23 protein-coding genes and 1 pseudogene are annotated in these 26,508 nt (G+C 66.5%); 13 read left to right on the top strand and 11 right to left on the bottom strand.

Annotated elements, in window-relative coordinates:
* The first annotated feature begins 123 nt into the window (after positions 1 to 123).
* Together tal and U5809_RS07795 are read left to right on the top strand one after the other, a co-directional pair.
* Positions 124 to 1,077, top strand: coding sequence for a transaldolase (tal, locus tag U5809_RS07800; protein ID WP_322086075.1), 954 nt, complete (start codon positions 124 to 126; stop codon positions 1,075 to 1,077).
* Positions 1,078 to 1,317: 240 nt separating this feature from the next.
* Entirely contained in the window at positions 1,318 to 1,773 is a 456-nt protein-coding gene (locus tag U5809_RS07795; RefSeq protein ID WP_282505687.1) for a VOC family protein, read from the top strand.
* 62 nt (positions 1,774 to 1,835) lie between these two features.
* On the opposite strand, the gene mctP is transcribed toward U5809_RS07795, so the two are convergent.
* The 3 genes from mctP to U5809_RS07780 form a co-directional block, all read right to left on the bottom strand.
* Positions 1,836 to 3,386, bottom strand: a complete 1,551-nt coding sequence (gene mctP, locus U5809_RS07790) for a monocarboxylate uptake permease MctP (RefSeq protein WP_322086074.1) — start codon at positions 3,384 to 3,386, stop codon at positions 1,836 to 1,838.
* On the bottom strand, positions 3,383 to 3,625 hold the full coding sequence (locus U5809_RS07785; RefSeq protein ID WP_059233528.1) for a DUF3311 domain-containing protein: 243 nt from the start codon (positions 3,623 to 3,625) through the stop codon (positions 3,383 to 3,385). Before U5809_RS07785 ends, mctP begins: the two co-directional genes overlap by 4 nt.
* Positions 3,626 to 3,824: 199 nt before the next feature.
* Positions 3,825 to 4,742, bottom strand: coding sequence for a spermidine synthase (locus U5809_RS07780; protein WP_322086073.1), 918 nt, complete (start codon positions 4,740 to 4,742; stop codon positions 3,825 to 3,827).
* 329 nt (positions 4,743 to 5,071) lie between these two features.
* On the opposite strand from U5809_RS07780, the gene U5809_RS07775 reads away from it, so the two are divergent.
* The 3 genes and pseudogenes from U5809_RS07775 to U5809_RS07765 all read left to right on the top strand — a co-directional run bounded on the left by U5809_RS07775 (position 5,072) and on the right by U5809_RS07765 (position 6,517).
* Positions 5,072 to 5,326, top strand: a complete 255-nt coding sequence (locus U5809_RS07775; RefSeq protein ID WP_282505691.1) for a hypothetical protein — start codon at positions 5,072 to 5,074, stop codon at positions 5,324 to 5,326.
* 25 nt (positions 5,327 to 5,351) lie between these two features.
* Positions 5,352 to 5,645: pseudogene (locus U5809_RS07770) on the top strand (mobilization protein); the annotation flags it as partial.
* 74 nt (positions 5,646 to 5,719) lie between these two features.
* Positions 5,720 to 6,517 carry a hypothetical protein gene (locus tag U5809_RS07765; protein ID WP_322086072.1) on the top strand — a complete coding sequence of 266 codons (798 nt, stop codon included), beginning with the start codon at positions 5,720 to 5,722 and terminating at the stop codon, positions 6,515 to 6,517.
* Between the two features lie 20 nt (positions 6,518 to 6,537).
* Here the strand turns inward: U5809_RS07765 and U5809_RS07760 are convergent, their stop codons facing one another.
* The 4 genes from U5809_RS07760 to U5809_RS07745 all read right to left on the bottom strand — a co-directional run bounded on the left by U5809_RS07760 (position 6,538) and on the right by U5809_RS07745 (position 11,139).
* Positions 6,538 to 7,014, bottom strand: a complete 477-nt coding sequence (locus U5809_RS07760) for a DNA-deoxyinosine glycosylase (protein WP_322086071.1) — start codon at positions 7,012 to 7,014, stop codon at positions 6,538 to 6,540.
* Positions 7,014 to 7,613, bottom strand: a complete 600-nt coding sequence (locus U5809_RS07755) for a chorismate--pyruvate lyase family protein (protein WP_322086070.1) — start codon at positions 7,611 to 7,613, stop codon at positions 7,014 to 7,016. Before U5809_RS07755 ends, U5809_RS07760 begins: the two co-directional genes overlap by 1 nt.
* 8 nt (positions 7,614 to 7,621) lie before the next feature.
* A complete protein-coding gene (htpG, locus tag U5809_RS07750) occupies positions 7,622 to 9,520 on the bottom strand; it encodes a molecular chaperone HtpG (RefSeq protein ID WP_282505697.1) in 1,899 nt (632 codons plus the stop codon).
* A 158-nt stretch (positions 9,521 to 9,678) separates the two neighbouring features.
* Positions 9,679 to 11,139, bottom strand: coding sequence for a PLP-dependent aminotransferase family protein (locus U5809_RS07745; protein WP_124452912.1), 1,461 nt, complete (start codon positions 11,137 to 11,139; stop codon positions 9,679 to 9,681).
* Positions 11,140 to 11,369: 230 nt separating this feature from the next.
* Here U5809_RS07745 and U5809_RS07740 point away from each other — a divergent pair, with 230 nt between their 5' ends.
* From U5809_RS07740 to U5809_RS07710, 7 genes are all read left to right on the top strand, one after another.
* Positions 11,370 to 12,062 carry a VOC family protein gene (locus U5809_RS07740; RefSeq protein ID WP_322086069.1) on the top strand — a complete coding sequence of 231 codons (693 nt, stop codon included), beginning with the start codon at positions 11,370 to 11,372 and terminating at the stop codon, positions 12,060 to 12,062.
* 54 nt (positions 12,063 to 12,116) lie between these two features.
* Positions 12,117 to 13,025, top strand: coding sequence for a DMT family transporter (locus U5809_RS07735; RefSeq protein ID WP_282505699.1), 909 nt, complete (start codon positions 12,117 to 12,119; stop codon positions 13,023 to 13,025).
* Positions 13,026 to 13,178: 153 nt separating this feature from the next.
* The gene (locus U5809_RS07730) at positions 13,179 to 14,360 is read left to right on the top strand and encodes a PLP-dependent aminotransferase family protein (protein ID WP_282505700.1); all 1,182 of its coding nucleotides are present in this window, start codon (positions 13,179 to 13,181) and stop codon (positions 14,358 to 14,360) included.
* A 42-nt stretch (positions 14,361 to 14,402) separates the two neighbouring features.
* Positions 14,403 to 14,861 (top strand): RidA family protein, encoded by a 459-nt coding sequence (locus U5809_RS07725; protein WP_006478174.1) that lies wholly within the window; start codon positions 14,403 to 14,405, stop codon positions 14,859 to 14,861.
* 13 nt (positions 14,862 to 14,874) lie between these two features.
* A complete protein-coding gene (locus U5809_RS07720; protein ID WP_322086068.1) occupies positions 14,875 to 15,759 on the top strand; it encodes a PhzF family phenazine biosynthesis protein in 885 nt (294 codons plus the stop codon).
* A gap of 218 nt (positions 15,760 to 15,977) precedes the next feature.
* Positions 15,978 to 18,317, top strand: a complete 2,340-nt coding sequence (locus tag U5809_RS07715) for an EAL domain-containing protein (protein WP_176050454.1) — start codon at positions 15,978 to 15,980, stop codon at positions 18,315 to 18,317.
* 210 nt (positions 18,318 to 18,527) lie between these two features.
* Positions 18,528 to 19,736, top strand: a complete 1,209-nt coding sequence (locus U5809_RS07710) for a chromate transporter (protein ID WP_322086067.1) — start codon at positions 18,528 to 18,530, stop codon at positions 19,734 to 19,736.
* A gap of 52 nt (positions 19,737 to 19,788) precedes the next feature.
* On the opposite strand, the gene U5809_RS07705 is transcribed toward U5809_RS07710, so the two are convergent.
* On the bottom strand, positions 19,789 to 20,235 hold the full coding sequence (locus U5809_RS07705; protein WP_282505703.1) for a multidrug/biocide efflux PACE transporter: 447 nt from the start codon (positions 20,233 to 20,235) through the stop codon (positions 19,789 to 19,791).
* 112 nt (positions 20,236 to 20,347) lie between these two features.
* Here U5809_RS07705 and U5809_RS07700 point away from each other — a divergent pair, with 112 nt between their 5' ends.
* Entirely contained in the window at positions 20,348 to 21,232 is an 885-nt protein-coding gene (locus tag U5809_RS07700) for a LysR family transcriptional regulator (protein ID WP_322086066.1), read from the top strand.
* Positions 21,233 to 21,270: 38 nt separating this feature from the next.
* Here U5809_RS07700 and U5809_RS07695 read toward each other — a convergent pair whose 3' ends face one another.
* From U5809_RS07695 to U5809_RS07685, 3 genes are all read right to left on the bottom strand, one after another.
* On the bottom strand, positions 21,271 to 21,729 hold the full coding sequence (locus tag U5809_RS07695) for a CopD family protein (protein ID WP_034190714.1): 459 nt from the start codon (positions 21,727 to 21,729) through the stop codon (positions 21,271 to 21,273).
* 235 nt (positions 21,730 to 21,964) lie between these two features.
* Positions 21,965 to 24,286, bottom strand: coding sequence for a DNA topoisomerase IV subunit A (gene parC / locus U5809_RS07690; protein ID WP_322086065.1), 2,322 nt, complete (start codon positions 24,284 to 24,286; stop codon positions 21,965 to 21,967).
* A 69-nt stretch (positions 24,287 to 24,355) separates the two neighbouring features.
* Positions 24,356 to 26,338: a DNA topoisomerase IV subunit B gene (locus U5809_RS07685; protein WP_282505706.1), complete on the bottom strand. Its 1,983-nt coding sequence runs from the start codon at positions 26,336 to 26,338 to the stop codon at positions 24,356 to 24,358.
* Positions 26,339 to 26,508 lie beyond the last annotated feature (170 nt).

The following is a 26,508-nucleotide window of genomic DNA, read 5'->3' as shown; positions in this document are numbered from 1 at the left end:
TGCTCGACACGAATCGGGCCTAAAATGATGGATCGGAAGCGGCGCCCGGCGCCGCTTCGCTTCGCCGCCGCGCTCGCGCGGCCCGTGAGAACCCGGCGCCCCGCGCCCTTCTTCCGAATCGCCATGACTACCGCACTCGACCAGCTGAAGCAGTACACGACCGTCGTCGCCGACACGGGCGACTTCCAGCAGCTTGCGCAATACAAGCCGCAGGACGCGACCACGAACCCGTCGCTGATCCTGAAGGCCGTCCAGAAGGATGCGTACAAGCCGATCCTCGAGAAAACCGTCCGCGATCATCGCAACGAAAGCACCGATTTCATCATCGACCGCCTGCTGATCGCGTTCGGCACCGAGATCCTGAAGCTGATCCCGGGCCGCGTGTCGACCGAAGTCGACGCGCGCCTGTCGTTCGACACGCAACGCTCGATCGACAAGGGCCGCGAGCTCATCAAGCTGTACGAAGCCGCCGGCATCGGTCGCGAGCGCATCCTGATCAAGCTCGCGTCGACGTGGGAAGGCATCCGCGCGGCCGAAGTGCTGCAGAAGGAAGGGATCAAGTGCAACATGACCCTGCTTTTCTCGCTCATTCAGGCCGCCGCATGCGCGGAAGCCGGTGCGCAACTGATCTCGCCGTTCGTCGGCCGTATCTACGACTGGTACAAGAAGCAGGCCGGCGCGGAGTGGAATGAAGAGAAGGACGGCGGCGCGAACGATCCGGGCGTGCAGTCGGTGCGCCGCATCTACACGTACTACAAGACGTTCGGCTACCACACCGAAGTGATGGGCGCGAGCTTCCGCACGACCAGCCAGATCACCGAACTCGCCGGCTGCGACCTGCTGACAATCAGTCCCGATTTGCTGCAGAAGCTGCAGGACAGCAACGAAACCGTTGCACGCAAGCTGTCGCCGGAATCGCTTCAGGACAAGCCGTCCGGGCGCGTGGCGATCGACGAGGCATCGTTCCGCTTCCAGCTGAACGACGAAGCGATGGCGACCGAAAAGCTCGCCGAAGGCATCCGCGTATTCGCCGCCGATGCGGTGAAGCTCGAGAAGCTGATCGACGCGCTGCGCTGAGTCGCAACGGGCGTCAGCGGCTGTCAGCAACACTGACAACAGCCGTCAGCAGCACGCCGCACACGGCCGCGAACATGATGTTCGCGGCCGTTTTTATTTTTCATTCCATCGTCAAGCGCGCGCACTACAATCCACGTCACGGGTGCGCCGGCCGCCTCCCGATGCGCCCTTTCCCAGTCAATCTTGCACGACGCCGAACCCGCGCCGACACGCGGGCCCGGCCCATCACAGGAGACAACGATGCAAGTTCAACCGTACCTGACGTTCTACGGTCGTGCCGACGAAGCCCTTCAGTTCTACGAAAAGGCACTCGGTGCGAAGACGATGTTCAAGATGCACTTCAAGGATGCGCCGCCGAACCCCGACTACCCGATGACGCCGGAGATGGCCGACAAGGTGATGCACGCGAGCTTCACGATCGGCGACTCGATGATCATGTGCTCGGACGGCGACTGCAGCCAGCCGGCAGGCGCCGCGCATGCCGGCTATTCGCTGTCGCTGAACCCGGCGACGGTCGAGGAAGGTCAGAAGCTGTTCAATGCGCTCGCCGACGGCGGCGAAGTGACGATGCCGTTCGGCAAGACGTTCTGGGCACTCGGCTTCGGGATGGCGAAGGATCGGTTCGGCGTGCACTGGATGGTCAACGTCGAGGATCTGTCGCAGCGCGAGGATCTCGCGCAACGCGCGCAGGGCTGACGCAAGAAAACGCCCGCCACCTTACGGTGGCGGGCGTTTTCGTTACCCGCGCGTCGTCCGTCTCAGCCTTCGACGACGTCGAGATAATCCTCCGGCCGCGTGCGGTCTTCCGCATGCGCCATCCCCATCACGCGCACCAGCACGCTCACCGCCACCGACACCACCAGGTTGACGATCAGCGACCACACGGCCGCGTAGCCGGGAATCGCGAGGCCGAACAGGTGGATCGTGAAGATCGATCCGGCCAGCTTCAGTGAAATCGCCATCCATGTACCGCACACGATGCCGGCAGCCCAGCCAGCCAGCAGGCCGCGATGGTCGAGCACGCGCGTGTACAGGCCGAGCACGATCGCGGGCAGCGTCTGGATGATCCAGATCCCGCCGAGCAGCTGCAGCTGGATCGCATAGGTCAGCGGCAGCCCGAGGATGAACGCCACCGCGCCGACCTTCACGATCAGCGACACGAGCTTCGCGACGTGCGTCTCCTGCTCGTGCGACATGTTGCGGTTCACGAACTCGCGGTGGATGTTGCGCGTGTAGAGGTTCGCGGCCGCGATCGACATGATGGCCGCCGGCACCAGCGCACCGATGCCGATTGCCGCGAACGCGACGCCGACGAACCACGACGGGAAGTACTCGAGGAACAGCGCGGGCACCGCGAAGTTCGGGCCGAACGCCTTGAAGTACGGCGCGTACTGCGGCATGTCCTTCACGCCCGACGCGAGCGCCATGTAGCCGAGCAGCGCAAGCAGGCCGAGCACGAACGAGTACGCGGGCAGCATCGCCATGTTGCGGCGGATCGAGTTGCCCGACGACGACGACAGGATCGCCGTGACCGAGTGCGGATACAGGAACAGGGCCAGCGCCGAGCCGATCGCGAGCGTCGCGTACGCGCTGTAGCCGTTCAGGCTCATCGCGTCGGGCGCCTTCAGCAGCAGCTTCGCGGGCGGCACGCTTGCGAAGATGTGCCCGAAGCCGCCGAGCTTCGCCGGAATCACGATGACGGCAGCCGCGATCGTGATGTAGATCAGGATGTCCTTCACGATCGCGATCATGGCCGGTGCGCGCAGCCCCGACGTGTACGTGTACGCGGCGAGGATCGCGAACGCGATGATCAGCGGCAGATCGCCGACGAAGCCGGTCGTGTCGAAACCGAGCGCGCCGATCACCACTTCGATGCCGACCAGCTGCAGCGCGATGTACGGCATCGTCGCGAGGATGCCCGTCACCGCGATCGCGAGCGCAAGCATCCGGCTGCCATAGCGCGCGTTGACGAAATCGGCGGCCGTCACGTAGCCGTGCCGCTTCGCGATGCTCCACAGCTTCGGGAACACGACGAACGCGAACGGATAGATCAGGATCGTGTACGGCAGCGCGAAGAAGCCCATCGCGCCGGCGCCGAACACCAGCGCGGGTACCGCGACGAACGTGTAGGCCGTGTAGAGATCGCCGCCGAGCAGGAACCACGTGACGATCGTGCCGAAGCGGCGTCCGCCGAGGCCCCATTCGTCGAGATGGGCGAGATCGCCGCGCCGCCAGTTCGCGGCCAGGAAACCGATGATCGTGACGCCGATGAACAGCAGGACGAAGACGAAGGTTGCGCCGAGATTCATTGCCCACCTCCCTGCGGGCCGCTCGCCTTCCACGCGTTCTTGGTCTTGAAATAGACGAACGCGGTGATCACCGCGCTGATGAAGACCCACAACAGCTGGTACCAGTAGAAAAACGGAAAATCGAACAGCTGCGGTTCGATCTTGCTGTAGGACGGTACCCAGACCATCGCAATCAGCGGCAGTACCAGCAGCCAGAGCCAGCGCTTGGCGGCCCGGTTGGCGTCGGCATCGTGAGCCATGACGTCTCCTCTTCTTTCCCGGTTATCGATCTTGTTGAGCGGGTACGGCGCCGAGAGGAGCGGCGAAACGGGTAGGCTGCGGCTCCCCTGGCTTCGCGCCAGTATAGGAGCCGCGAGCACGCGGTCAAGCAGGGGCGAACCCGAGGTGATCCGCCCCTTGTCGCGTGGTTGCACCGGCCTGCCGCCGGTGCATGAAGCGTCAGATCGCGAACGAGGTATCGCGTGCGCCGGTCGTTTCTTTCAAAGCTTTCACCCACTTGCGTGCGGGCAGCTTCAGCGTGTCCTCGATCAGCTTCGCGCGTGCGTCGAGCTGCGCGAACGGCACGTCGAGCGCGGGGCCCGAGAACGCGATCGCGATCCGGTTGCCGTCGTGCACTTCGGGCAGCGCGATCACGCGATTTTCGAACGCCGCGTTCAGGTGCTTCATGTTGCGCAAGAAGCTCGGATGATCGCCGAACAGGTTGATCGTCGCGATGCCCGCGTCGGCGAGGCAGCCGCGCACCGCACGGTAGAACGCGACGCTGTCGAGCACGGGGCCGCGCGCGGTCGCGTCGTACAGGTCGATCTGGATCGCGCCCGTCGTGCCGCGGTTGGCCGGGTCGTTGACGAAGTCCCACGCGTCGGCTTCGTGCACGGCGAGACGTGCGTCGTCGGGCGGCAGCGCGAACATCGTGCGCGCGGCGACGATCACGGCCGGGTTCAGCTCGACGGCCTCGACCTTCGCGTTCGGCAGGAAACGGTGCGAGAACTTGGTCAGCGCGCCGGTGCCGAGCCCGAGCTGGACGATCCGCTCGGGCGTTTCGAGGAACAGCAGCCACGCCATCATCTGCTGCGCGTATTCGAGCTCGATGTGCAGCGGCTTGGAGATCCGCATGGCGCCCTGCACCCATTCGGTGCCGAAGTGCAGGAAGCGCACGCCGCCCTCTTCGGAGAACGTAACGGGCGCGAAGCGCGGCTTGCGCGGCGCTTCGAGCACCGGCACGTCGTCGTGTTCGTCGATGTCCGGGCGGCGCTTCACGCGCGGCGGCTGGAGTTTTTCGGAGCCGTTGTACGAGGACGGCTTGCCTTGCTTGAACGCACGCGCCTCGGCGGACGCGCGCTTGATCAGTCGGGTCATGATTGAATCTCGCTGGGTGATGCTGGTTTTAGCGGACGAGAGGATAGCATTGGTGGCGGCTGCGCTCCCGGACGCACGCGTCTGCCGTTTCGACCCGATCGCCGCCGCGCCGCTTCTCCGGCATCTCGCCAGTTGACGATGCGAAGGATCGGCGCACCGATCGGGCCTTCTATCAGAACAATGGGCAGATCGATGTGGGCACCGTGATCCGCGACGGCACGGCACTTGCGATCGCACCGGCGAATATGTCTCTTCCACCGACGGACGGTGACGTTCCTTGCGGTACGTCGACAGAGAGAAAGCGACTACCAGTGACGACGGGGGATCACGTGACCTCAACCGACAGAAAGATCTGGTTTCCGGCGAAACGCTACGGCTGGGGCTGGGGATTGCCGGTCGCATGGCAAGGGTGGGTCGTCCTGCTGCTCTTTGTGATCGGGGTCGTGGCGGTTGCGACGCACTTGTCACCCGCCCAATCACCGCTGGCGTTCGCGGCAAGCATCGTGGCGCTGGTGGCCGCGCTCACGGCGGTGTGCTGGCTGAAAGGCGAAAAGCCGAAGTGGCGCTGGGGCAAGGACGAATAGGCAGCGAAGCGACGATCGGTCGAGATTCGGCGGACGAATCAAGCTGGTGCTGGTGCTGAATGAAGTCCGCGGCGATCGCTTCGAGATTCTGGAGGCATCCGGCGAACGCGAGCGGGCCGAAGCCCTTGGCGCCAGCGTGATTACGCTGCGCCGCTTGCCCGATACGACGATGCAGAAGATCGATCGACAAAGCGCGAGCTTCTGGGCGGCGGTCAATCATCCCGACCGCGCCGCCACCGGGCTCGGCTTGCTGGAGCGGCAGCGCGTCAAGGTCTGGCTGCATCGCACTTATGACGAGCTGGGCACGCTCGCCTTGTAGCGAGGGGCGCCGGACGGTGCGGGGTGTGCGGTGCGTTGCTGGAATGGCGCATACTGGGAAACCTGGAGGTTTCAATGGCCGATCACGACAAACTGCATCCGCTGCGTCCGTTCCTGAAAAACTGGGTTTGGGAGCACGGCCGAATCGGGACTCGCTATCTGGACTGCGTCGATGGCGAAATCAAGTTCGATGAAGGCAAGAAATCGCATTTCGCTGCCGAGAAATACATCTACGTGCCCCTGGGCAAGAACGCTGACGACGATGCATCTGCGGATGGTCCCGCGATCCACGAGGCGGAACTTGCCCGCTTTTTGCGGGCTGCGCAGCTGGGCAAGCCAGAGGAAGCCGGTTCCGTAGCGGACATTCAGCGCGCCGTGCAGGACTGCGTGGAGATCGGCCTGTTCAGCGCGTATCAATGGGAGGCTCGAAAGGCATTCGACCGCTACTCGCAGGAACCCATGTTCGAGGACGAGATCCGCGCGGCGGTTGTCGACGACATCCGGCGAATTTACGTCGGCATGCGAGAGCAGCTGGCGCTGTACGATTTCAGCGTGCTCTACGGCTTGCCCACGCCGCTGCTGATCAGCGAGACACCCTTCATCGACTGGCGCGTAATCGCCAGTCCGGCACTTCCGTTCGTATCGCTTCCGCTGGGGCCTTACTGCCTGCTGGTAGGCGCGCCGTCGGGCAGAAGTAGCCGAATCGGCCCGGTGGTCTGGAAGGCCGCAGCCGCGATGGGCCCGTTGAAGGACCACAACCGCCGGATCGAGGAGCACGCACGTCTGTGGCTCGTAGCGACCACCGATGACCAGCTCGTCGCCGCACAAAGTCGCATTGCCGCGGCCACGGGCGCCAGGCACCTGCCCACCTGATACCGCTTATCCAACGCGCCTCAGGCGCGAAGTGCGCGCCAGAGCACCAGTTTCTGTTCGAACGACAACATCGCGTTCGCCGGGCTCGACGAAGGCAGCACGAGCGTCTCGTACCCGGCCTCGCCGATCACGCCGGCGAACCGCCCTGCCGTCTTGCCGTTGAAGCACACGCGCTTCAGCAACGGCGCATGTTCCCGCAACGAATCGAAGTCGTTCGGCTTCGCATTCCGGATCGCGGAATCGAGGCTACCCTGACGATGGCACGCATCGAGGACGTCCCAGATACCGATACCGTGTGACAGCACGCACACGAGCCGCGCATCGTACGGCAGGTCATGAAGCGCCGGCTCGCCGAGCACCGCCCCCAGCAATCGCCAGAACTGATTGCGCGGATGCGCGTAATACTGCGCGGCATCGAGCGACGCCTCGCCCGGAAAGCTGCCGAGGATCATCGTGTGCGTATCCGGCCCGACGACCGGCGGAAACCCCTGCAGCATCACGCGTCTCCACGCGGCCCGACGGATCGGGGCCCGTCGCCGTGCGCATCGAGATGACGCCACAGCGCCGGCAGCATGCACTCGGTGACCATCAGCGGCTTGCCGTGACGCTGGAACACCGAACGCCGCGCGGCGAACGCGTGCGGCGGCCGGACGCCCGCGCCAAGCGCATGGGTCGCCAGTGCATACAGCGGATGGCCGGCGATCACGCGCCGGCTGACGAGCGCCGAACGCTCGACCTGCGGATCGCTGTACAGCAGCTCCGCGAGCGGCCGCGTGCGCAGCCGCCGCATCGCCTGCCACACGCCCTTGCTGGCGGCGAGCGGTGCGATGCTGTGCGCGGCAACAAAAGGCGTGCCGTCGACCGACAAAATCACCTCGCGCACCCACATCGGCGCGCGCGGCGAACAGGCGAGCGCGTCCGGCTCGTCGAACCACGGACAGTCGACAGCCTCGCGCGTCACGCGTACGTTCACACGGCCAAGCCGCGCGAGATGCGCGGTCAGCGATCCGCCGCGCGTCAGCCAGTCGCGCTGGTCGAGCGAACAGCCAGGCCGCGGCGTTTCACGCCAGCCGGCCTGACCGCCGTCGAATCGCATGCGCGCGTTCACGCGGCGCGCGACAGCAGCAGCGCGTTGGTCCGCTTCACGAAGCTCGCCGGATCGTCGAGCATGCCGCCTTCGGCCAGCAGCGCCTGATCGAACAGCAGATGGGCCCAGTCGCCGAAATCGGCGCTATCGGCGTTCAGCTGCTTCACGAGCGCGTGCTCGGGATTGATCTCGAGGATCGGCTGCATCGCCGGCGCGTTCTGGCCGGCTGCTTTCAGCATCCGCTGCAGGTAGCCGCTCATGTCGTTGTCGTCCGCGACGAGGCACGACGGCGAATCGGTCAGGCGGAACGTGACGCGCACTTCCTTCACCTTGTCGCCGAGCGCTTCCTTCATCTTCTCGACGACCGGCTTGATCGCCTCGCCCGCCTGCTCCTGCGCCTTCTTCTCTTCGTCGTTCAACTCGCCGAGATCGAGGTCGCCACGCGCGACGCTCGCGAGCGGCTTGCCGTCGAATTCCTGCAGGAACGACAGCATCCATTCGTCGACGCGATCGGTCAGCAGCAGCACCTCGACGCCCTTCTTGCGGAACACCTCGAGATGCGGGCTGTTCTTCGCGGCCTGCCATGCGTCGGCCGTCACGTAGTAGATCTTGCTCTGCTCGGGCTTCATGCGCGACACGTAGTCGGCGAGCGACACGTCCTGCGCATCGGTGTTGCCGTGCGTCGACGCGAAGCGCAGCAGCTTCGCGATGCGCTCGCGGTTCGCGTGATCCTCGCCGAGGCCTTCCTTCAGCACCTGGCCGAATGCGCCCCAGAACGTCTTGTACTTTTCCTTGCCGGCATCGTCTTCCGCGTTCGCGAGCTCTTCGAGCATCGACAGCGCGCGCTTCGTCACGCCTTCGCGGATCGCCTTCACGTCGCGGCTTTCCTGCAGGATCTCGCGCGACACGTTCAGCGGCAGGTCCGCCGAATCGACGACGCCCTTCACGAAGCGCAGGTATTGCGGCAGCAGCTGCTCGGCGTCGTCCATGATGAACACGCGCTTCACGTACAGCTTCAGGCCGCCGCGATAGTCGCGGTTCCACATATCGAACGGCGCGTGCGACGGCACGAACAGCAGCTGCGTGTATTCGCTGCGGCCCTCGACGCGGTTATGCGTCCACGTGAGCGGATCCTGGTGGTCGTGCGCGATGTGCTGGTAGAACTGCGTGTACTGCTCGTCGGTGACGTCGCTCTTCGAACGCGTCCACAGCGCGCTCGCCTGGTTGACGGTCTCGTCCTCGTCCTTCAGGACCATCTCGCCCTTTTCCTGATCCCATTCTTCCTTCTGCATCAGGATCGGCAGCGCGATGTGGTCGGAGTACTTCTGGATGATCGACTGCAGGCGGTGCGACGACAGCAACTCGTCCTCGCCTTCGCGCAGGTGCAGCGTGATCGTCGTGCCGCGCTGTGCGCGCTCGATCGCGTCGATCGTGAAATCGCCCTCGCCCGCGCTTTCCCAACGCACGGCTTCGTTCGCCGGCAGGCCTGCGCGGCGCGTCTCGACGGTGATCTTGTCGGCAACGATGAAGCCCGAGTAGAAGCCGACGCCGAACTGGCCGATCAGCGCTGCATCCTTCTGCTGGTCGCCCGACAGCTTCGTGAAGAATTCCTTGGTGCCCGAACGCGCGATCGTGCCGAGGTTCGCGATCGCTTCGTCGCGGCTCATGCCGATGCCGTTGTCGTCGATCGTGATCGTGCGCGCGGCCTTGTCGTAGCCGATGCGGATGCGCAGGTTCGGATCGTTCTCGTACAGCGCGTTGTCCGCGAGCCCTTCGAAACGCAGCTTGTCGGCCGCGTCGGACGCGTTCGACACCAGTTCGCGCAGGAAGATTTCCTTGTTGCTGTAGAGCGAATGGATCATCAGGTGGAGGAGTTGCTTGACCTCTGCCTGAAAGCTCATCGTTTCGTGTGCCATGGATTCTGTTTCCTCTTACTTGAACTGGAATGGTGTGACGCTGGCGCCCGGTGCGCGATGCCGGCGAGTCCGTGAAGAACGGCCGCCCGGCGCCAGCGGTTTGCGCGCGTATCTGGGGACGGCGCGCGTAATTTCAAGACGCGACATGCCGCGCCGCCTCAGGACGCGCGCCGCACGGCCGAGTCGATATAGCCTGCCAGCAGCCCCGGCAGCGCCGGATCGCCGCAGTTCGCGACATTGAAGCGCATCCACGTCGACGGCGATTGCTGCGGCGAGAACAGGCTGCCCGGCGTCAGCAGGAAGCCGGCCTCGTGCGCGACCGCCGCGAGCGCGTCCGAATCGACGCCCGTGTCGGCCCACAGGAACATCCCGGCCGCCGGCATCGTGAACAGCCCGAGCCCCGTGCGCTCGAGCATCCGCGCGGTCTTGTCGCGCACGCCGTCGAGCCGCGCGCGCAGCCGCTCGACGTGGCGGCGGTAATGCCCTTCGGTCAGGATCTTGTACAGCACGCGCTCGTTGAGCTCGGGCGTCGTCATCCCGACCAGCATCTTCTGGTCGGTGACGGCCTTCGCGATCTCCGGCGCGCATGCCACGTAGCCGACCCGCAGGTTCGCCGCGAGCGTCTTCGAATAGCTGCCGAGGTAGATCACGCGCTTCAACTGGTCGAGGCTCGCAAGGCGCGTCGCCGGGTAGCTCGGCGGGCACAGGTCGCCGTACACGTCGTCCTCGACGACGAGGAAGTCGTACGCTTCCGCGAGCTTCAGGATCCGGAACGCCTGCGCGGCCGACAGCGACGTGCCGGTCGGGTTCTGCAGCACCGAGTTGATCACGAGCATCTTCGGCCGCCACATCTGCACCAGCGTCTCGAGCGCGTCGAGGTCGGGGCCGTCCGGCGTGTACGGCATCCCGACGAGCTGCGCGCCTTGCGCCGCGAAGCGGCCGAACATCTGGAACCAGGCGGGATCGCCAACGATCACCGCATCGCCCGGGCGCATGTAGATCCGCGAAATCAGGTCGATCGCCTGCGTGATCCCCGATACGAGCACGATCTGTTCGGGCTTCGCGCCGATCTCGACTTCGGCGAGGCGCGTCTGCAGTTGCTGGCGCAGCGGCAGGAAGCCCTGCGCGGTGCCGAAGCCGAGCATCTGCGCGCCCGACTGGCGCCCGAGCGCGCGCAGCGCGCCGGTGATCAGCTCGCCGTCGAGCCAGCGGCCCGGCAGGTAGCCGAGGCCGGGGCCCTTTTCCGGGCTGACGGTATGCAGCATGTTGCGCAGCAACCAGACGACGTCGATCGTGTTGTGCACGGGCGCGGCCTCGGCCACGCGCGCGACGCTGTCGGCCGGCTGCGGGCCGGCGGCCGTGCGTTCGCGCACGTAGAAGCCCGAGCCGCGCCGCGAGTCGAGGTAGCCCTGCGCGACGAGGCGCTCGTACGCCTCGACGACCGTGAAGCGCGACACGCTCTTGTCGAGCGCGAGCTTGCGGATCGACGGCATCCGCATGCCGGGACGAAACACGCGCTCGTCGATGCGCCGCCGCGCCCACTGGACCAGCTGGTCGACGAGCGTGAGCGTGGCCGTGTCGTGCGGCACGGGAATCTGGGCGAGTGGGACGGTGGACATGGGCGGCAGCTCCAACTGTACCGAAGGGTATCGCGCCGATTGTACCGTTACTGTGCCGGTAGCGACGATTACAGTTGACCGGAATGGCGATCGTGCGGCCGCCGTTCCGGCGCCGCCGCACGTGGCGCGGCGCCCGCCGGCCTGCATCGCGGCCGGTGCGCCGGCCGGGCCGGCCACCGCCCGGCGCCTCGCCCGCCTACCATGACACTTTCGCTTCCCGACCGACGTTCATGCCAGCCCGCTCCCTGACACTCGACCATCTCGTGATCGCCGCGCGCACGCTCGACGAAGGCGTTCGCCACGTCGCCGACGCACTCGGCATCGAACCGGCAGGCGGCGGCCGTCACCCGCTGATGCGGACCCACAATGCGCTGTTCGGCGCGTGGGGCGGGCTCTACCTCGAAGTGATCGCGATCGACCCCGACGCACCGGCGCCAGGCGACGGCGCAAAGCCGCCGCGCGCGCGGCTGTTCGGCCTCGACGATCCGGCGATGCACACACGGCTCGCGCAGGGCCCGTTTCTCGCGCACTGGGTCGCGCGGGTCGACCGCCCGCGCCAGCTTGCCTTGTGGCAGAGCCAGTACCCGGCCCGTATCGCGCCAGTGGTCGCGATGAGTCGCGGCGACCTGCGCTGGGGCCTCACGGTGCCCGACGACGGCAGCTTCCCCGCGTGGCAGGGCTCGGGCGACGGGCTCGCGCCGTCGCTGATCCAGTGGGACAGCCCGCGCCACCCGGCCGAATCGCTGCCGGGCGACGGTGTCGCGCTGAAGGCGCTCAAGGGCACCCACCCGCATGCCGACGTCATCCGCGAACAACTCGACTGGCTCGGCGCCGCCCACCTGCTCGATCTCGACGCGGATGAAGGCCCGCCCGCGCTCGTCGCCGAATTCGACACGCCACAGGGCGCACGCACGCTGCGCTGAACGCCCTGCCGCTTTCCTGATGACAACGAACTGCAATACGGAGACACCTGCAACATGAATTCGCGCGAAACCCGGGGCATGCTGCTCGGCCTGATCGGCGTGATGATCTTCAGCCTGACGCTGCCGATGACGCGCATCGTCGTGTCCGAACTCAACCCGCTGCTCAACGGGCTCGGCCGCGCGCTCGCCGCCGCCGTGCCGGCCGGCCTGCTGCTGTGGTGGCGCCGCGAGGCGCTGCCGACCCGCGCGCAGCTGAAAAGCCTCGCGATCACGTCGGCCGGCGTGATCATCGCGTACCCGGTGTTCTCCGCATGGGCGATGAAATCGGTACCGGCGTCGCACGGCGCGGTCGTCAACGGGCTGCAGCCGCTGTTCGTCGCACTGTACGCGGCGTGGCTGTCGCACGAGCGGCCGTCGAAGGCGTTCTGGGCCAGCGCGGTCGCGGGCAGCGCGCTCGTGATCGCGTTCGCGCTGCGCGACGGCGGCGGCACCCTGCAAGCCGGCGACGCGCTGATGCTCGTCGCGGTCGGCATCGGCGCGCTCGGCTATGCGGAAGGCGCGCGCCTCGCACGCCAGATCGGCGGCTGGCAAGTGATCTGCTGGGCGCTCGTCGTGTCGGCGCCGTTCCTCGTGCTGCCGGTCGGCTGGCTCGCGTGGATGCAGCATGCGGCGCATCCGGGCCCGCTCGCGCTGCGCACCTGGCTCGCGTTCGGCTACGTGACCCTCTTTTCGCAATTCATCGGTTTTTTCGCGTGGTACGCAGGGCTCGCGATGGGCGGCATCGCGCGCGTCGGCCAGGTGCAATTGCTGCAGATTTTCTTCACGATCGCGTTTTCCGCGCTGCTGTTCGGCGAAACGGTCACGTCGTCGACGTGGCTGTTCGCGGCCGCCGTGATCGCGACCGTGGTGCTCGGGCGCCGCTCGGCGGTCGCCACGGCCCCGCGTCCCGCTCGCGCCGGTTGATGAGGTGCGCCATAATGTTTGTTTTGCCTGATCGGTTTTGCCCACCCGGCCGCGAAGGCTCGATCGCATTCACGCCTGCCCACCCGGCAGCGTCGAAGCGATGCTGCCCGAACGACCTTTCTTGACTGACCACGATATCCGAACGAGGAGACTATGAATCCGAGCGACCTGCATCCGCCGCACTGGCAGCTTTCCGAACGCGCCCGCAAGCTGACGAGCTCTGCGATCCGCGAAATCCTGAAGGTCACGGAACGCCCCGAGGTCATCTCGTTCGCCGGCGGCCTGCCCGCCCCCTCGACGTTCCCGGCCGAGCGCATGCGCGCCGCCGCCGACCGCGTGCTGCGCGACGCGCCGGCCGCCGCGCTCCAGTACAGCGCGACCGAAGGCTACCTGCCGCTGCGCGAATGGATCGCCGAGCGCTACAGCGTGCGCACGTCGCAGGTGCTGATCACGACCGGCTCGCAGCAAGCGCTCGACCTGCTCGGCAAGGCGCTCGTCGATCCGGGCAGCCCGATTCTCGTCGAAACGCCGACCTACCTCGGCGCGCTGCAGTCGTTCTCGCTGTACGAGCCGCGCTACGTGCAGGTGCCGACCGACGAGCAGGGCCTGCTGCCGGAGGGCCTGACGCCCGAACTCACCCAAGGCGCGCGCCTGCTGTACGCGCAGCCGAACTTCCAGAACCCGACCGGCCGCCGCATGCCCGTCGAGCGCCGCCGCGCGCTCGCCGCATTCGCGCAGTCGAGCCCGTTCCCGGTGCTGGAAGACGATCCGTACGGCGCACTGAACTACCGTGGCGAACCGCTGCCGACGATGCTGTCGATGGCGCCCGACCACGTCGTGCACCTCGGCACGTTCTCGAAGGTGCTCGCACCGGGCCTGCGGATCGGCTACATCATTGCGCCCGAAGAACTCCACTTCAAGCTGGTTCAGGCCAAGCAGGCCACCGACCTGCACACGCCGACGCTCACGCAGCGCATCGCGCACGAAGTGATCAAGGACGGCTTCCTCGACGAGCACATCCCGACGATCCGCGCGCTGTACAGCGCGCAGTGCGACGCGATGCTCGGCGCGCTCGAGCGCCACATGCCGGAAGGCGTCACGTGGAACCGCCCGGAAGGCGGGATGTTCATCTGGGTGAACCTGCCCGCGCAGATCGACAGCATGAAGCTGCTCGCCGCGGCCGTCGACGATCACGTCGCCTTCGTGCCGGGCGCGCCGTTCTTCGCGGATAACGCGCAGCAGAACACGCTGCGCCTGTCGTTCGTGACGGTGCCGCCCGAGAAGATCGAGGAAGGCGTCGCGCGACTCGGCAAGCTGCTGCGCGAACGTCTCTGATCCCCTTTTTCCTGTCACGACTCTCTACGAGGAATCGAACGCATGGCTAACGTCTACGACAAACTGAAGTCGCTCGGCATCGAGCTCCCGACCGCCGGCGCCCCGGCTGCCGCCTACGTGATGAGCGCGCAAAGCGGCAACACGGTGTACCTGTCGGGCCACATCGCGAAGAAGGACGGCAAGGTCTGGGCCGGCAAGCTCGGCGCGGATCTGCAGACGGAAGACGGCAAGGCCGCCGCCCGCTCGATCGCGATCGACCTGCTCGCAACGCTGCACGCGCACACCGGCGACCTCAACAAGGTCACGCGCATCGTGAAGCTGATGAGCCTCGTCAACTCGACGCTCGACTTCACCGAACAGCACGTCGTGACGAACGGCGCGTCGGAACTGATCGCCGAAGTGTTCGGCGACGCAGGCAAGCACGCACGCTCGGCCTTCGGCGTCGCGCAGATCCCGCTCGGCGCATGCGTCGAGATCGAGCTGATCGCCGAAGTTGCGTAACGGGCGCAGCGCGATGGCCGGCCGTCTCGTCCGCTTCAAGCAGGTCGACGTGTTCTCGTCGGTGCCGTTCAAGGGCAATCCGCTTGCCGTGGTGTTCGACGCCGATTCGCTCGGCGACGACGCCATGCTCGAGATCGCCCGCTGGACGAACCTGTCGGAAACCACGTTCCTCTGCTCGCCGACCGATCCGGAAGCCGACTACCGCGTCCGGATCTTCACGACGGGCGGCGAACTGCCGTTCGCCGGCCACCCGACGCTCGGCACCGCGCATGCGTTCCTGGAAAGCGGCGCGCAGCCGCGCACGCCGGGCCGGCTGGTCCAGCAATGCGGAGTCGGCCGGGTCGCGCTGCGCGAGCAGGCCGGCGGCTGGGCATTCGCCGCGCCGCCGGCACGCGTCACGCCGCTCGACCGTTCGGACTACGCGGTGCTGGCCGCCGCGCTGCGCAGCGACGCGCTCGACCTCGATGCCGAGCCGTGCGCGGTCGACAACGGCGCGCCGTGGCTGGTCGCACGGCTGAAGTCGGCCGACGCGTGCATCGACCTGTCGCCCGATCCGGTCGCACTCGAGGCGCTTACCCGCCGCTACGGCGTGGACGGCCTCGCCGCCTACGCGCCGCACGCCGAAGGCGGCCCCGCGACGTTCGAGATCCGCTGCCTGATGACGGGCGGCAAGTTCGGCACACCCGGCGAGGATCCCGTCACCGGCAGCGCGAACGCCGCGCTGGCCGGGCTGCTGACGCGGCAGCAACGCCGCCCCGGCCCGTCGTATACGGCGCGCCAGGGCACGGCAATCGGCCGCGACGGCCGCATCTTCGTCAGCTACGACGAAGACGGCACGACCTGGATCGGCGGCGACGCCGTCACGGTCGTCGACGGCACCTTCCGGTCACCTGCCTGACAATCAGCGATGTGCGATGGCGCCGGCTCGTCCGGCGCCCCCTACGATTCGCCCAACTATCGCAAAAACGTTCCAGCCAGTAATATCGGGCCTAATCCGTTGTTTCGGACGTCTGTCCATGGTTGCGAATCCCGCGAACGAACAGACGTCGGGATAACCCCAACCCAAGCCAGCCATCCAGACGGATGGCGCACGCGAGCAGGACGCCACCCGCTTCGATGAGCTCCGCCCGGTCCAACCACACGCCGCCGAACCGGCCGCTACGCGCGCCGCGCAAATCGCGCCGGCGTGCGCTATTTGCGATCCCGTTGCTCGGGATGCTGGCGCTCGCGCTGCTGTGGGCCGTGATCATCGCGCGGCTGTCGGTGGAAAAGGACAGCGCCTACAAGGAAGCGGCCGCCTCCGCTGCGATCCTCTCTTCGGCGCTCGAGCAGCATACGGTCAAGGCGATCCACCAGGTCGACCAGATCACCCGCTTCGTCAAGTTCGAGTTCGAGAAGTCGCCCGGGCGCTTCAATCTCGCGAGCGCCGTCGAGAAAGGCGTCGTGCCGAGCGACACGCTGATCCAGGTGTCGCTGGTCAACGCGAAGGGCATCCTGTTCGCGAACACGGCCGAGTTGCATCCGCAGCCGATCAACCTGTCCGACCGCGAGCACTTCAAGGTCCACCTCGCGCACAACGACGATCGCCTCTTCATCAGCAAACCCGTACTCGGCCGCGTGTCGAGCCACTGGACGCTGCAGATGACGCGGCGCCTGAACAATCCGGACGGCAGTTTCGCGGGCATCGTCGTCGTGTCGGAAGACCCGAGCTACTTCACGAACGACTTCTACAACAACGCGGCGATCGGCAAGGAAGGCGTGATCGCGGTGGTGTCCGACACGGGCACCGTGCTCGCGCGGCGCACGGGTTCGCTGAACAACGCGCCGGGCGCGTTTTCGGCATCGGGCGTCTACCCGATCGCCGAGCGCGTGACGGGCACGATCATCGACCCGATCGACGGTGTGACGCGCATCGTGTCGTACCGCCACCTCGACGGCTACCCGCTCGCGGTGATGGTCGGGCTGTCGCAGACGGAAGAGTTCGCGGACTACTACCACACGCGCAACGTCTACCTGCTGATGACGAGCTTCATCACGCTCGCGATGCTCGCGTTCTTCGGCGTCGCGACGGGCCTGATCGGCAAGCTGCTCGGCCGCGAGCGCGAGATGACGCAGCTCGCCGAATACGACCTGCTCACCGGCCTTGCGAACCGCTATGCGACGCTGCGCGGGCTGCGCAACGACGTGTCGATGCCGACGAGCCTGTCGCGGCTCGGCCTGCTGTTCATCGATCTCGACAACTTCAAGACCGTCAACGACACGCTCGGCCACAACGCCGGCGACATCGTGCTGCAAATGACCGCGTCGCGCCTGGCCGATGCAGTCGGCGACGAAGGATCGCTCGCGCGCATCGGCGGCGACGAGTTCGTCGTCGTGATGAAGGGCGACGACGTCGAGCGACGCGCGGTGCGGCTCGCGGAAGCAATCATCCGGATGTTCGGCGAGCCGTTCGACGTGCGCGGCAGTTCGTTCGTGCTGCATGCGAGCATCGGCATCGCGCTGCACACCGTCGCGAACGAAAGCGAGATCGACCTGCTGAAGAAAGCCGACCTCGCGATGTACAGCGCGAAGGACGCCGGCAAGAACTGCTACCAGTTCTATGCGCCGCACCTGTCGCACCGAGCCGATCACCTGATGCGCTGGGAGCAGCAATTGCGCGTTGCGCTCGCCGAGGGGCAACTGTTCCTCGCATACCAGCCGAAGATCGACCTCACGCATCGCTACATCACCGGCTTCGAAGCACTCGCGCGCTGGGATCATCCCGAGCACGGGATCATCTCCGCGAACGAATTCATTTCGATCGCCGAATCGACGGGCCTGATCGTGCCGATCGGCGACTTCGTGATCCGCACCGCATGCGAGCAGATCGCGCGTTGGCGCGACGAGGGCCACGACACGCTGACGCTCGCGGTCAACATCTCGCCCGTGCAGTTCTGGCGCGGCGACCTGATCGAGACGATCTCGCGCACGCTGCTGGAAACCGGCATCGACGCGAACCGGCTCGAACTCGAGATCACCGAAACCGCGATGATGGAATATCCGGAACTCGTGTCCGAGAAGATCGTCGCGTTGAAGAAGCTCGGCATCCGCATCGCGCTCGACGATTTCGGCACCGGCTATTCGTCGCTGTCGTACCTGCACCGCTTCTCGGTCGACACGCTGAAGGTCGACCGCTCGTTCGTGCAGGCCATCCCGAACGATCGCAGCGTGTGCGTGATGGTGTCGTCGATCGTGCATCTCGCCCGCTCGCTCGGCCTGACCGTCGTCGTAGAAGGCACGGAAACCGAAGAGCAGATCACGTGGCTGTCCGCGCTCGGCGAGATCGAGGCGCAGGGCTTCCTGTTCTCGCGCCCGGTGCCGGCCGATGCGATTCCCGCGCTGATCGCGCGCTTCGGCGTGCGCGGCCACCATCCGAATGTCATCGCGCATCGCGCGACGGGCAGCACGGGCGCCTGAGCAGCACCGCGGCTGTGTCTGCAACCTTGATGTGCGTTGCGCGCTGCCGCAATTGTTGCGTTTTCCGATTCGATTGTTTAGTTCATTAACTAGCGTTTTCGCGCATGGCAGTGTCACGGTGCGCGGCGGACAATCGGGAGGGCCAACGTATCGGCGGGCCGCCGGTACGGTCACACGCGCGAGATCTGGCCCTGCGCCAATACCACAGCCATGACAACCGTCGAAGTCGAAGCGACCGCTCGTGTCGAAGAGGCACAGGCATCCCTATGGGCCTTATTCAAGGTCGTCGCCGGCATTTCTGCGATCTCGTGGGGCGGGCTTTCGATGATGGCGCAACTCGAACGCCACTACGTTGAACGGCTGCAGCGCATCGAACCGCACGTATTCGGCGATCTCGTCGCGCTCGCCTGGCTCGTGCCGGGCCCCGTCGGCTGCAATGTGGCGGTGCAGGTCGGCCAGACGCTGCACGGCCGCGCCGGCGCATGGGTCGCCGGTATCGCGAGCGTGCTGCCGTTCTCGATCCTGATGACGCTGTTCGCGATCTTTTATCAGACGCCGCTCGTGCGCTCGCTGGCGGCGCCGATGCTGATCAACCACTTCGGGATGGTGCTCGCCGCACTGATCGGCGTTACGTGGGTCAAGCAGTTGCGCTCGCTCGCGCGCACACGGCTCGAACAGTTGATCGCCGCGCTGTCGACGATTCTGCTCGCTTTCGCACATAGTCCCGCCGCTTTCGTCGGAATTCTCTTCGCTGCGTTTGCAGCGGGCTGGCTGACGGGGCCGACCCAACGCGACGCGGTCGATTTCACGCTGTCAAAGCGCGACCGCAACCTGCTCGTGCTGCTGGGCGTGCTCGTCGTGCTGTTCGCGGTGCCGCTGCCGGGCGATTACCAGGCGCAGCTGCTGTGGCCGCGCCTCGCGGGTGCCGGCATGACGCTGTTCGGCGGCGGTTTCTCCGCCCTGCCGGTGCTCAAGACGCTGTTCGTGTCGCCCGCAGCGGGCATCTCCGATCACGACTTCACGCTGGCGTTCGCGCTGTCGCCGGTAGCGCCGGGGCCGCTGCTGAACGTCGTGCCGTTTCTCGGCTACCTGACGGACGGCTGGGTCGGCGCGCTGCTCGCGACGGCCGCGCTGTTCATTCCATCGGGGTGCCTCGTCGTGTTTGCGCAGAACCACTTGTTCCGGCTCAAACGCCACGCGCGCTTCGAACACGGGATGCGCCTGCTGCGCGCGGCGACGACGGGCTTTCTCGTCGTCGCCGTCGTGAAGATCCTGCACCGCGAGCCGGCCGACCCCGTTTACTGGCTGACGGGCGCCTTCGCGACGCTGTGCTTCACGCGCTTCAAGGTGCCCGTCTATGCCGTCTACGGCGCGGTCGCCGCGGCGTGCAGCGTGTGGTTGTGGGCCGCCGCGCGCTGACAGGCGGCGGCCATCGCCCTGCTCTGCCGGCTTCCACCGGCATCGACGAACCTCAACCGGCCTGCACCGCGACCCGGCGCGCCATCCAGCGGGCCCGCAGCGCGTCGTACGCGAGGTTGAAGCAGAACGTATAAGGCAGGAAGAACAGCACGATGCCGAGGTCGAGCAGCAGTGCCTCGACGAGGCTCACGTTCAGCCACCACGCGGCCACCGGCACCACCATCGCGACGAGGCCGAGCTCGAACATGACTGCGTGCGCGATCCGCATGCCGAGCGTGCGCTTCAATCCCGCGCGCCGCTCGAAGCGGTCGAACAGCGTGTTGAACGCCATGTTCCACGCCATCGCGATCAGCGACACCATCAGGGTCAGCACGCCGACGTGCGACACCGGCATATCCAGCAGCCACGCGCCGATCGGCGCACACAGCGCGATCGCGACCAGTTCGAACGTCAGCGCGTGCAGCAGCCGTTCCGTTACCGTTTTGTTCATCTGTTTCATGATGTTCTCCAATCCGTTACGTCATTCATGCGAGCCATTTTGATCGGCGATACCGGTTGAATCCAGTTTGTTATCATCGGTTTTACCGATATAACGAAGTCTGGAGCGCCGCATGCATCACGCCCCCGAAGCCCTGCTCGCGTTCGCCGAAGCCGCGCTGCTCGGCTCGTTCACGGCGGCTGCGCGCAAGCTCGGCAAGCGCCAGTCGACCATCTCGGAAGCCATCGCGAACCTCGAAATCGATCTCGGCGTGCAGCTGTTCGACCGCTCGACACGCGCACCGACACTGACCGACGCCGGCCGCGCGCTACTGCCGCAGGTGCAGCGCGCGCTCGAAGCCAGTGCGGCGATCGACCGCACGGCCGCACGGCTCGCGCACGGCGAGGAAGCGCGCCTGACACTCGTCGTGTCCGACACGTACCAGTCGAAACGCTATGAGGAAACGCTGATGGCGCTCGAACGGCGCTTTCCGGCGCTCGAGCTCGAATGCCAGATCGCCGAACACGAGGACGTGCTCGACCTGATCCAGCAGGGCCGCGCGCAACTCGGGCTGATGGCCGCGCGGGCGGCCTACCCGGCCGATATCGGCGCGGCGACGGTGGCGGAAGAATCGGAGATCGGGCTGTTCGTCGGGCACACGCACGCGCTCGCCGAATTCGGCGACGCCGAGGTCCCGCACGGGGCGCTGCGCGACGTGCGCGAACTGCGCCTCAACACCTATGTGAAAACGGAAGGCCGCGGCGCCGACGACCGGATCGTCGTCGGCACGCAGCACTGGCTGGCGCCGAGCTACCTGATGCTGCTGGAGATGGCCGTGCTGGGGTTCGGCTGGGCGGAACTGCCGCGCTGGATGGTCGAGCACTTCGCACGGGATCGCCTGTGCGAGCTGCGCTCACGCGGCTGGCCGCGCCGTGTGCGCGTGGATGCGGTCTGGTCGCGCAACCGGCCGCTCGGCCCGGCCGGCGCCTGGCTGCTCGATGCGATGCTGGCCGCGTAGCGGCGCAGGCCGCCGGGACGGCGGCCGAGCCCGAACGATCAGAAACCGCGCGACAGCACGGCCGCGCCGATCGTGACGACGCCGAGCACGAGATTCACGACGACGAGCAGGCGCACCGCGTTCACCGCGCGCGCGCCGTCCGGCCAGTTCTGCGCCTGCACCGCGCGGCGGATGCGCGGGAACAGCGCGAAGCGGATATGGCCGAAGATCAGCATCATCACGACGCCGAGCCCGGCCATCGCGTGCAGCGACCACGTCGCGTGCGCGCCACCGAATTCCACCAGCAGGAAGCCGCCGGACAGCAGGATCACGATCACGGAGCCCGCCACCCAGTTGAAGAAGCGACCGAACACGCCTTCGATCAGCGGCAGCCGGAGCTGCGGCGACAGGTCGGACAGCGCCGGACGCAGGCAGAAGTGCGCGAAGACCATCCCGCCCACCCACACGGCAACGGCCAGCAGGTGAAGAAACAGCGCGACGGCAACAGCGTGGGACATGGCGAATCCTGTGATGAGTGGGGTACAGCGAACGGCCGCGTCGCGCGCGGCATCAAGCGACGTTCGACCGGCCAGTCGCCTCTCGGTTCAGACCCCCGGCGCGATTTCACAATATTTTGCAAGTTCCACGTGACAGCGCCACGCTTGCTTACCCGAATCCCCACGCCAAAAGAAAAGGCCGCACACCCGCCGAAGCGGACGTGCGGCCTGCGATCGCGGCCGAACCGGCCCGACGTCAGCCGAGCAGCGGACGCAGCTCGTTGACGACCTTGAGCTTCGTCTCCGGCGCGCGGCCCTTGCGGGCGCGCTTGCCGATGTGCGGCGCGAGCCCTGCGTACGACAGCGTGTCGTCCTGCGCCTTGCCGCCGCGGCCGGTGCCGATCAGCACGACGCCGGCCGGATCGATCGCGAGCGCCTGGACCAGCGTTTCCTTGTCGTCGAGCGCCATCAGGATCACGCCGCGGCCACCGCCGGACAGCGTCTTCATCTCGTCCATCCCGAACACGAGGAGCCGACCGCCGCTCGACAGGCACGCGACCTGCGTCGCATTCGGCAGCACGGGCATCGGCGCGAGCGGCACCGCGCCCGTATCGATCGTCATGAACGCCTTGCCGGCCTTCACGCGGCTCACCATATCGCCGACCTTCGCGAGGAAGCCGAAGCCGTTGCTCGACGCGAGCAGCAGTTGCTGGTCGGCCGGCGCCGCGTAGTAGTGCATCAGGTGCGAGCCCGATTCGAGCTCGATCAGCGACGTGACCGGCACACCGTCACCGCGCCCGCCCGGCAGTACCGACACGTCGACCGAGTACACGCGGCCGCTGCTGCCCCACGCGATCAGGCGATCCGGCGTGCGGCACTGGAACGCCGCGTACAGGTGGTCGCCGGCCTTGAACGAGAAGCTGGCCGGGTCGAGCCCGTGGCCCTTCAGCGCCCGCACCCAGCCCTTCTGCGACACGACGACCGTCACCGGCTCGTCGACCACCTTCGCCTCGAACGTCGCGCGCTTTTCCTGCTGGATCAGCGTGCGGCGATCGTCGCCGTACTGCTTCGCGTCGGCCTCGATCTCCTTGATCATCAGCCGCTTCATCGCGCTTTCGTTCGCGAGCAGCTCCTCGAGCTTCGCCTTCTCGTCGCGCAGCGCTTCGAGTTCCTTCTCGATCTTGATCTTCTCGAGCCGCGCGAGCTGGCGCAGGCGGATTTCGAGAATGTCTTCGGCCTGACGGTCGCTGAGGCCGAACGCGCTCATCAGCGCGGCCTTCGGCTCGTCCGACTCGCGGATGATGCGGATCACCTCGTCGATGTTCAGGAAGACGATCATCCGCCCTTCGAGGATGTGGATGCGGTCGTCGACCTTCGCGAGGCGATGGCGGCAACGGCGCGTCATCGTCAGTTGGCGGAACTTCACCCACTCGTCGAGGATCGTCAGCAGACCCTTCTGGCCCGGCCGGCCGTCGGCGCCGATCATCACGAGGTTCAGCGTCGCGTTCGATTCGAGGCTCGTGTACGCGAGCAGCGTATTCACGAATTCCGTCTGGTCGATCGTGCGCGACTTCGGCTCGAACACGAGCCGCACCGCTGCTTCCTTGCCCGACTCGTCGCGCACCGCGTCGAGCAGGTCGAGCATCGCCTTCTTCGTGTTGAGCTGCTCGGGCGTCAGCGTCTTCTTGCCGAGCTTGAGTTTCGGGTTGGTCAGTTCCTCGATTTCCTCGAGCACCTTCTGGCCCGACGTGCTCGGCGGCAGCTCGGTGACGACGAGCTGCCACTGGCCGCGCGCGAGATCTTCGATCTTCCATTTCGCACGCACCTTCAGGCTGCCGCGGCCGGTTTCATACGCCGCGGCGATTTCGGTGTCGCTCGAGATGATCTGGCCGCCGCCCGGGAAATCCGGGCCGGGGATCAGGTTCATCAGCTCCGCGTGCGTCAGCTTCGGATTGCGGATCAGCGCGACTGCCGCGCCCGCGACTTCGCGCAGGTTGTGCGACGGGATTTCGGTGGCGAGGCCGACCGCGATGCCCGACGCGCCGTTCAGCAGCACGAACGGCATGCGGCTCGGCAGCGTCTTCGGTTCCTCGAACGAGCCGTCGTAGTTCGGCATGAAGTCGACCGTGCCCTGATCGATCTCGTCGAGCAGCAGCTTCGCGATCGGCGTGAGGCGCGCTTCCGTGTAACGCATCGCCGCCGCGCCGTCGCCGTCGCGCGAGCCGAAGTTGCCCTGCCCGTCGATCAGCGGGTAGCGCAGCGAGAAATCCTGCGCGAGACGCACGAGCGCGTCGTACGCCGACTGGTCGCCGTGCGGGTGGTATTTACCGAGCACGTCGCCTACCACACGCGCCGACTTCACCGGCTTCGCGTCCGGGCCGAGGCCCATTTCGTTCATCGCGAACAGGATCCGGCGCTGCACCGGCTTCTGGCCGTCGCACACGTCGGGCAGCGCGCGGCTCTTCACGACGCTGACCGCGTAGCTGAGATATGCCTGCTCCGCGTAGTTGCCGAGCGTCAGCGCATCGCTCTCGGGCGCGTCGGAGTCGGCAAAGAGATCGGAGGTGTTGTCGTCCATCTGAATTCCGTATTCGTAAGTGGCGTGAGGCCGGGCCGGGCGTCATGCCCGGCCGCGCGGATTTCCGGCTTAAATGTCCGCTTCGACGTCGTTGCCCTTTTCCTCGAGCCAGCCGCGTCGTGCGGCTGCCTCGCCCTTGCCCATCAGCATCGTCATGCGCGCGACGGTCGCCTCGTAATCGAGCTCGCCGAGCTTCACCGGCATCAGGCGGCGCGTATCGGGGTTCATCGTGGTATCCCACAGCTGCTCGGCGCTCATTTCGCCGAGACCCTTGAAGCGGCTGATGCTCCATTGCGTCTCGCGCACGCCGTCCTTGCGCAGCTTGTCGAGGATCGCTTCGAGTTCGCCGTCATCGAGCGCATAGAGCTTCTGCGCAGCCTTCTTGCCGCGCGCCGGCGCATCGACGCGGAACAGCGGCGGCCGTGCGACGCACACGTGGCCGCGCTCGATCAGTTGCGGGAAATGCTTGAAGAACAGCGTGAGCAGCAGCACCTGGATGTGCGAGCCGTCGACGTCCGCGTCCGACAGGATGCAGATCTTGCCGTAGCGCAGGTTCGACAGGTCGACGGTGTCGTCGGGGCTGTGCGGATCGACACCGATCGCCACCGAGATGTCGTGCACCTCGTTGTTCGCGAACAGGCGGTCGCGCTCGGTTTCCCACGTGTTCAGCACCTTGCCGCGCAGCGGCAGGATGGCCTGGTATTCCTTGTCGCGGCCCATCTTCGCGGAGCCGCCCGCCGAGTCGCCCTCGACGAGAAACAACTCGTTGCGCGCGATATCCTCGGTCTCGCAGTCGGTCAGCTTGCCCGGCAGCACCGCGACGCCCGAGCTCTTGCGCTTCTCGACCTTCTGGCCCGCACGCGTACGCGCCTGGGCCTGCTTGATCACGAGTTCGGCGAGCTTCTTGCCGTGCTCGACGTGCTGGTTCAGCCACAATTCGAGCGCCGGACGCGAGAACGACGACACGAGCTTCACCGCGTCGCGGCTGTTCAGGCGCTCCTTGATCTGCCCCTGGAACTGCGGATCGAGCACCTTCGCGGACAGCACGAACGACACGCGTGCGAACACGTCTTCCGCGAGCAGCTTCACGCCCTTCGGCTGCAGGTTGTGCAGTTCGACGAAGCTCTTCACGGCCTGGTACAGGCCGTCGCGCAGGCCGGATTCGTGCGTGCCGCCGGCCGGCGTCGGGATCAGGTTCACGTACGACTCGCGCACGAGCGAACCTTCCTCGCTCCATGCGACGACCCACGATGCGCCCTCGCCTTCGGCGAACGTATCGTCGCCCGAACGCGAATCGGCGAAACGCTCGCCTTCGAACAGCGGAATCAGCAGCTCGCTGCCGTTCATTTCGTCGAGCAGGTAGCCGCGCAGGCCGTCTTCATATTTCCACGTCTGGCGCTCGCCGCTCTTTTCGTTGACGAGCACGACCTCGACGCCCGGCAGCAGCACGGCCTTCGAGCGCAGCAGGCGCTGCAGTTCGCCGAGCGGCAGGTTCGGCGAATCGAAGTACTTCGTGTTCGGCCACACCTGCACGCGCGTGCCGGATTTCTTCTCGCCGCGGCCCGCGCCCTGCGTCGTGAGCGGCTTGACCACGTCGCCTTCCGCAAAACCGAGCTCGGCGATCTTGCCGTCGCGCCACACCGTGACGTCGAGGCGCGTCGCGAGCGCGTTCGTCACCGATACGCCGACGCCGTGCAGGCCGCCCGAGAACGTATAGGCGCCGCCGGCAGCCTTGTCGAACTTGCCACCTGCGTGCAGGCGCGTGAACACGATCTCGACGACCGGCACGCCCTCTTCGGGGTGCATGCCGAACGGGATGCCGCGGCCGTCGTCTTCGACCGAGACCGACTGGTCGGCATGCAGCGTGACCGTGATCTGCTTGCCGTAGCCGCCGAGCGCCTCGTCGGACGCGTTGTCGATGACTTCCTGGATGATGTGCAGCGGATTCTCGGTACGGGTGTACATGCCGGGGCGCTGCTTGACCGGCTCGAGACCCTTGAGCACCTTGATCGATGCTTCGCTATAGGCCGCGCTGGGTTTCTTCGTAGACATAGGCGCTGAATTTCGTCATTCATCGGGACGTTGTCCACACCTCGTGTGGATAACGTCGTGGACAAAACGTTGAGTTCCGTAAAAAAGCGAATCGAAACAACGGTGTGCTTGGACTGCTCCGAAAGCGGGCGCGCGGCGTGCGCGGCGCGCCCCTGAACGCGCGGTATTTT

The sequence above is a fragment of the Burkholderia sp. BCC1999 genome (genome assembly GCF_905339975.1).
Classification (GTDB): domain Bacteria; phylum Pseudomonadota; class Gammaproteobacteria; order Burkholderiales; family Burkholderiaceae; genus Burkholderia.
The sequence above is the reverse complement of the archived record's forward strand: the minus strand, read 5'-3'. Positions and strand labels throughout refer to the sequence as shown.

Coding starts and splice junctions, on each gene's coding strand:
- U5809_RS07710 (WP_322086067.1), top strand. CDS start 18,528: ATGACAACCGTCGAAGTCGAAGCGACCGCTCGTGTCGAAGAGGCACAG.
- U5809_RS07720 (WP_322086068.1), top strand. CDS start 14,875: ATGGCCGGCCGTCTCGTCCGCTTCAAGCAGGTCGACGTGTTCTCGTCG.
- tal (WP_322086075.1), top strand. CDS start 124: ATGACTACCGCACTCGACCAGCTGAAGCAGTACACGACCGTCGTCGCC.
- U5809_RS07725 (WP_006478174.1), top strand. CDS start 14,403: ATGGCTAACGTCTACGACAAACTGAAGTCGCTCGGCATCGAGCTCCCG.
- U5809_RS07735 (WP_282505699.1), top strand. CDS start 12,117: ATGAATTCGCGCGAAACCCGGGGCATGCTGCTCGGCCTGATCGGCGTG.
- U5809_RS07715 (WP_176050454.1), top strand. CDS start 15,978: ATGAGCTCCGCCCGGTCCAACCACACGCCGCCGAACCGGCCGCTACGC.
- U5809_RS07755 (WP_322086070.1), bottom strand. CDS start 7,613: ATGCGATTCGACGGCGGTCAGGCCGGCTGGCGTGAAACGCCGCGGCCT.
- U5809_RS07765 (WP_322086072.1), top strand. CDS start 5,720: ATGGCCGATCACGACAAACTGCATCCGCTGCGTCCGTTCCTGAAAAAC.
- U5809_RS07785 (WP_059233528.1), bottom strand. CDS start 3,625: ATGGCTCACGATGCCGACGCCAACCGGGCCGCCAAGCGCTGGCTCTGG.
- U5809_RS07745 (WP_124452912.1), bottom strand. CDS start 11,139: ATGTCCACCGTCCCACTCGCCCAGATTCCCGTGCCGCACGACACGGCC.
- U5809_RS07780 (WP_322086073.1), bottom strand. CDS start 4,742: ATGACCCGACTGATCAAGCGCGCGTCCGCCGAGGCGCGTGCGTTCAAG.
- U5809_RS07795 (WP_282505687.1), top strand. CDS start 1,318: ATGCAAGTTCAACCGTACCTGACGTTCTACGGTCGTGCCGACGAAGCC.
- U5809_RS07740 (WP_322086069.1), top strand. CDS start 11,370: ATGCCAGCCCGCTCCCTGACACTCGACCATCTCGTGATCGCCGCGCGC.
- mctP (WP_322086074.1), bottom strand. CDS start 3,386: ATGAATCTCGGCGCAACCTTCGTCTTCGTCCTGCTGTTCATCGGCGTC.
- U5809_RS07705 (WP_282505703.1), bottom strand. CDS start 20,235: ATGAAACAGATGAACAAAACGGTAACGGAACGGCTGCTGCACGCGCTG.
- parC (WP_322086065.1), bottom strand. CDS start 24,286: ATGGACGACAACACCTCCGATCTCTTTGCCGACTCCGACGCGCCCGAG.
- U5809_RS07760 (WP_322086071.1), bottom strand. CDS start 7,014: ATGCTGCAGGGGTTTCCGCCGGTCGTCGGGCCGGATACGCACACGATG.
- U5809_RS07695 (WP_034190714.1), bottom strand. CDS start 21,729: ATGTCCCACGCTGTTGCCGTCGCGCTGTTTCTTCACCTGCTGGCCGTT.
- U5809_RS07730 (WP_282505700.1), top strand. CDS start 13,179: ATGAATCCGAGCGACCTGCATCCGCCGCACTGGCAGCTTTCCGAACGC.
- htpG (WP_282505697.1), bottom strand. CDS start 9,520: ATGGCACACGAAACGATGAGCTTTCAGGCAGAGGTCAAGCAACTCCTC.
- U5809_RS07685 (WP_282505706.1), bottom strand. CDS start 26,338: ATGTCTACGAAGAAACCCAGCGCGGCCTATAGCGAAGCATCGATCAAG.
- U5809_RS07700 (WP_322086066.1), top strand. CDS start 20,348: ATGCATCACGCCCCCGAAGCCCTGCTCGCGTTCGCCGAAGCCGCGCTG.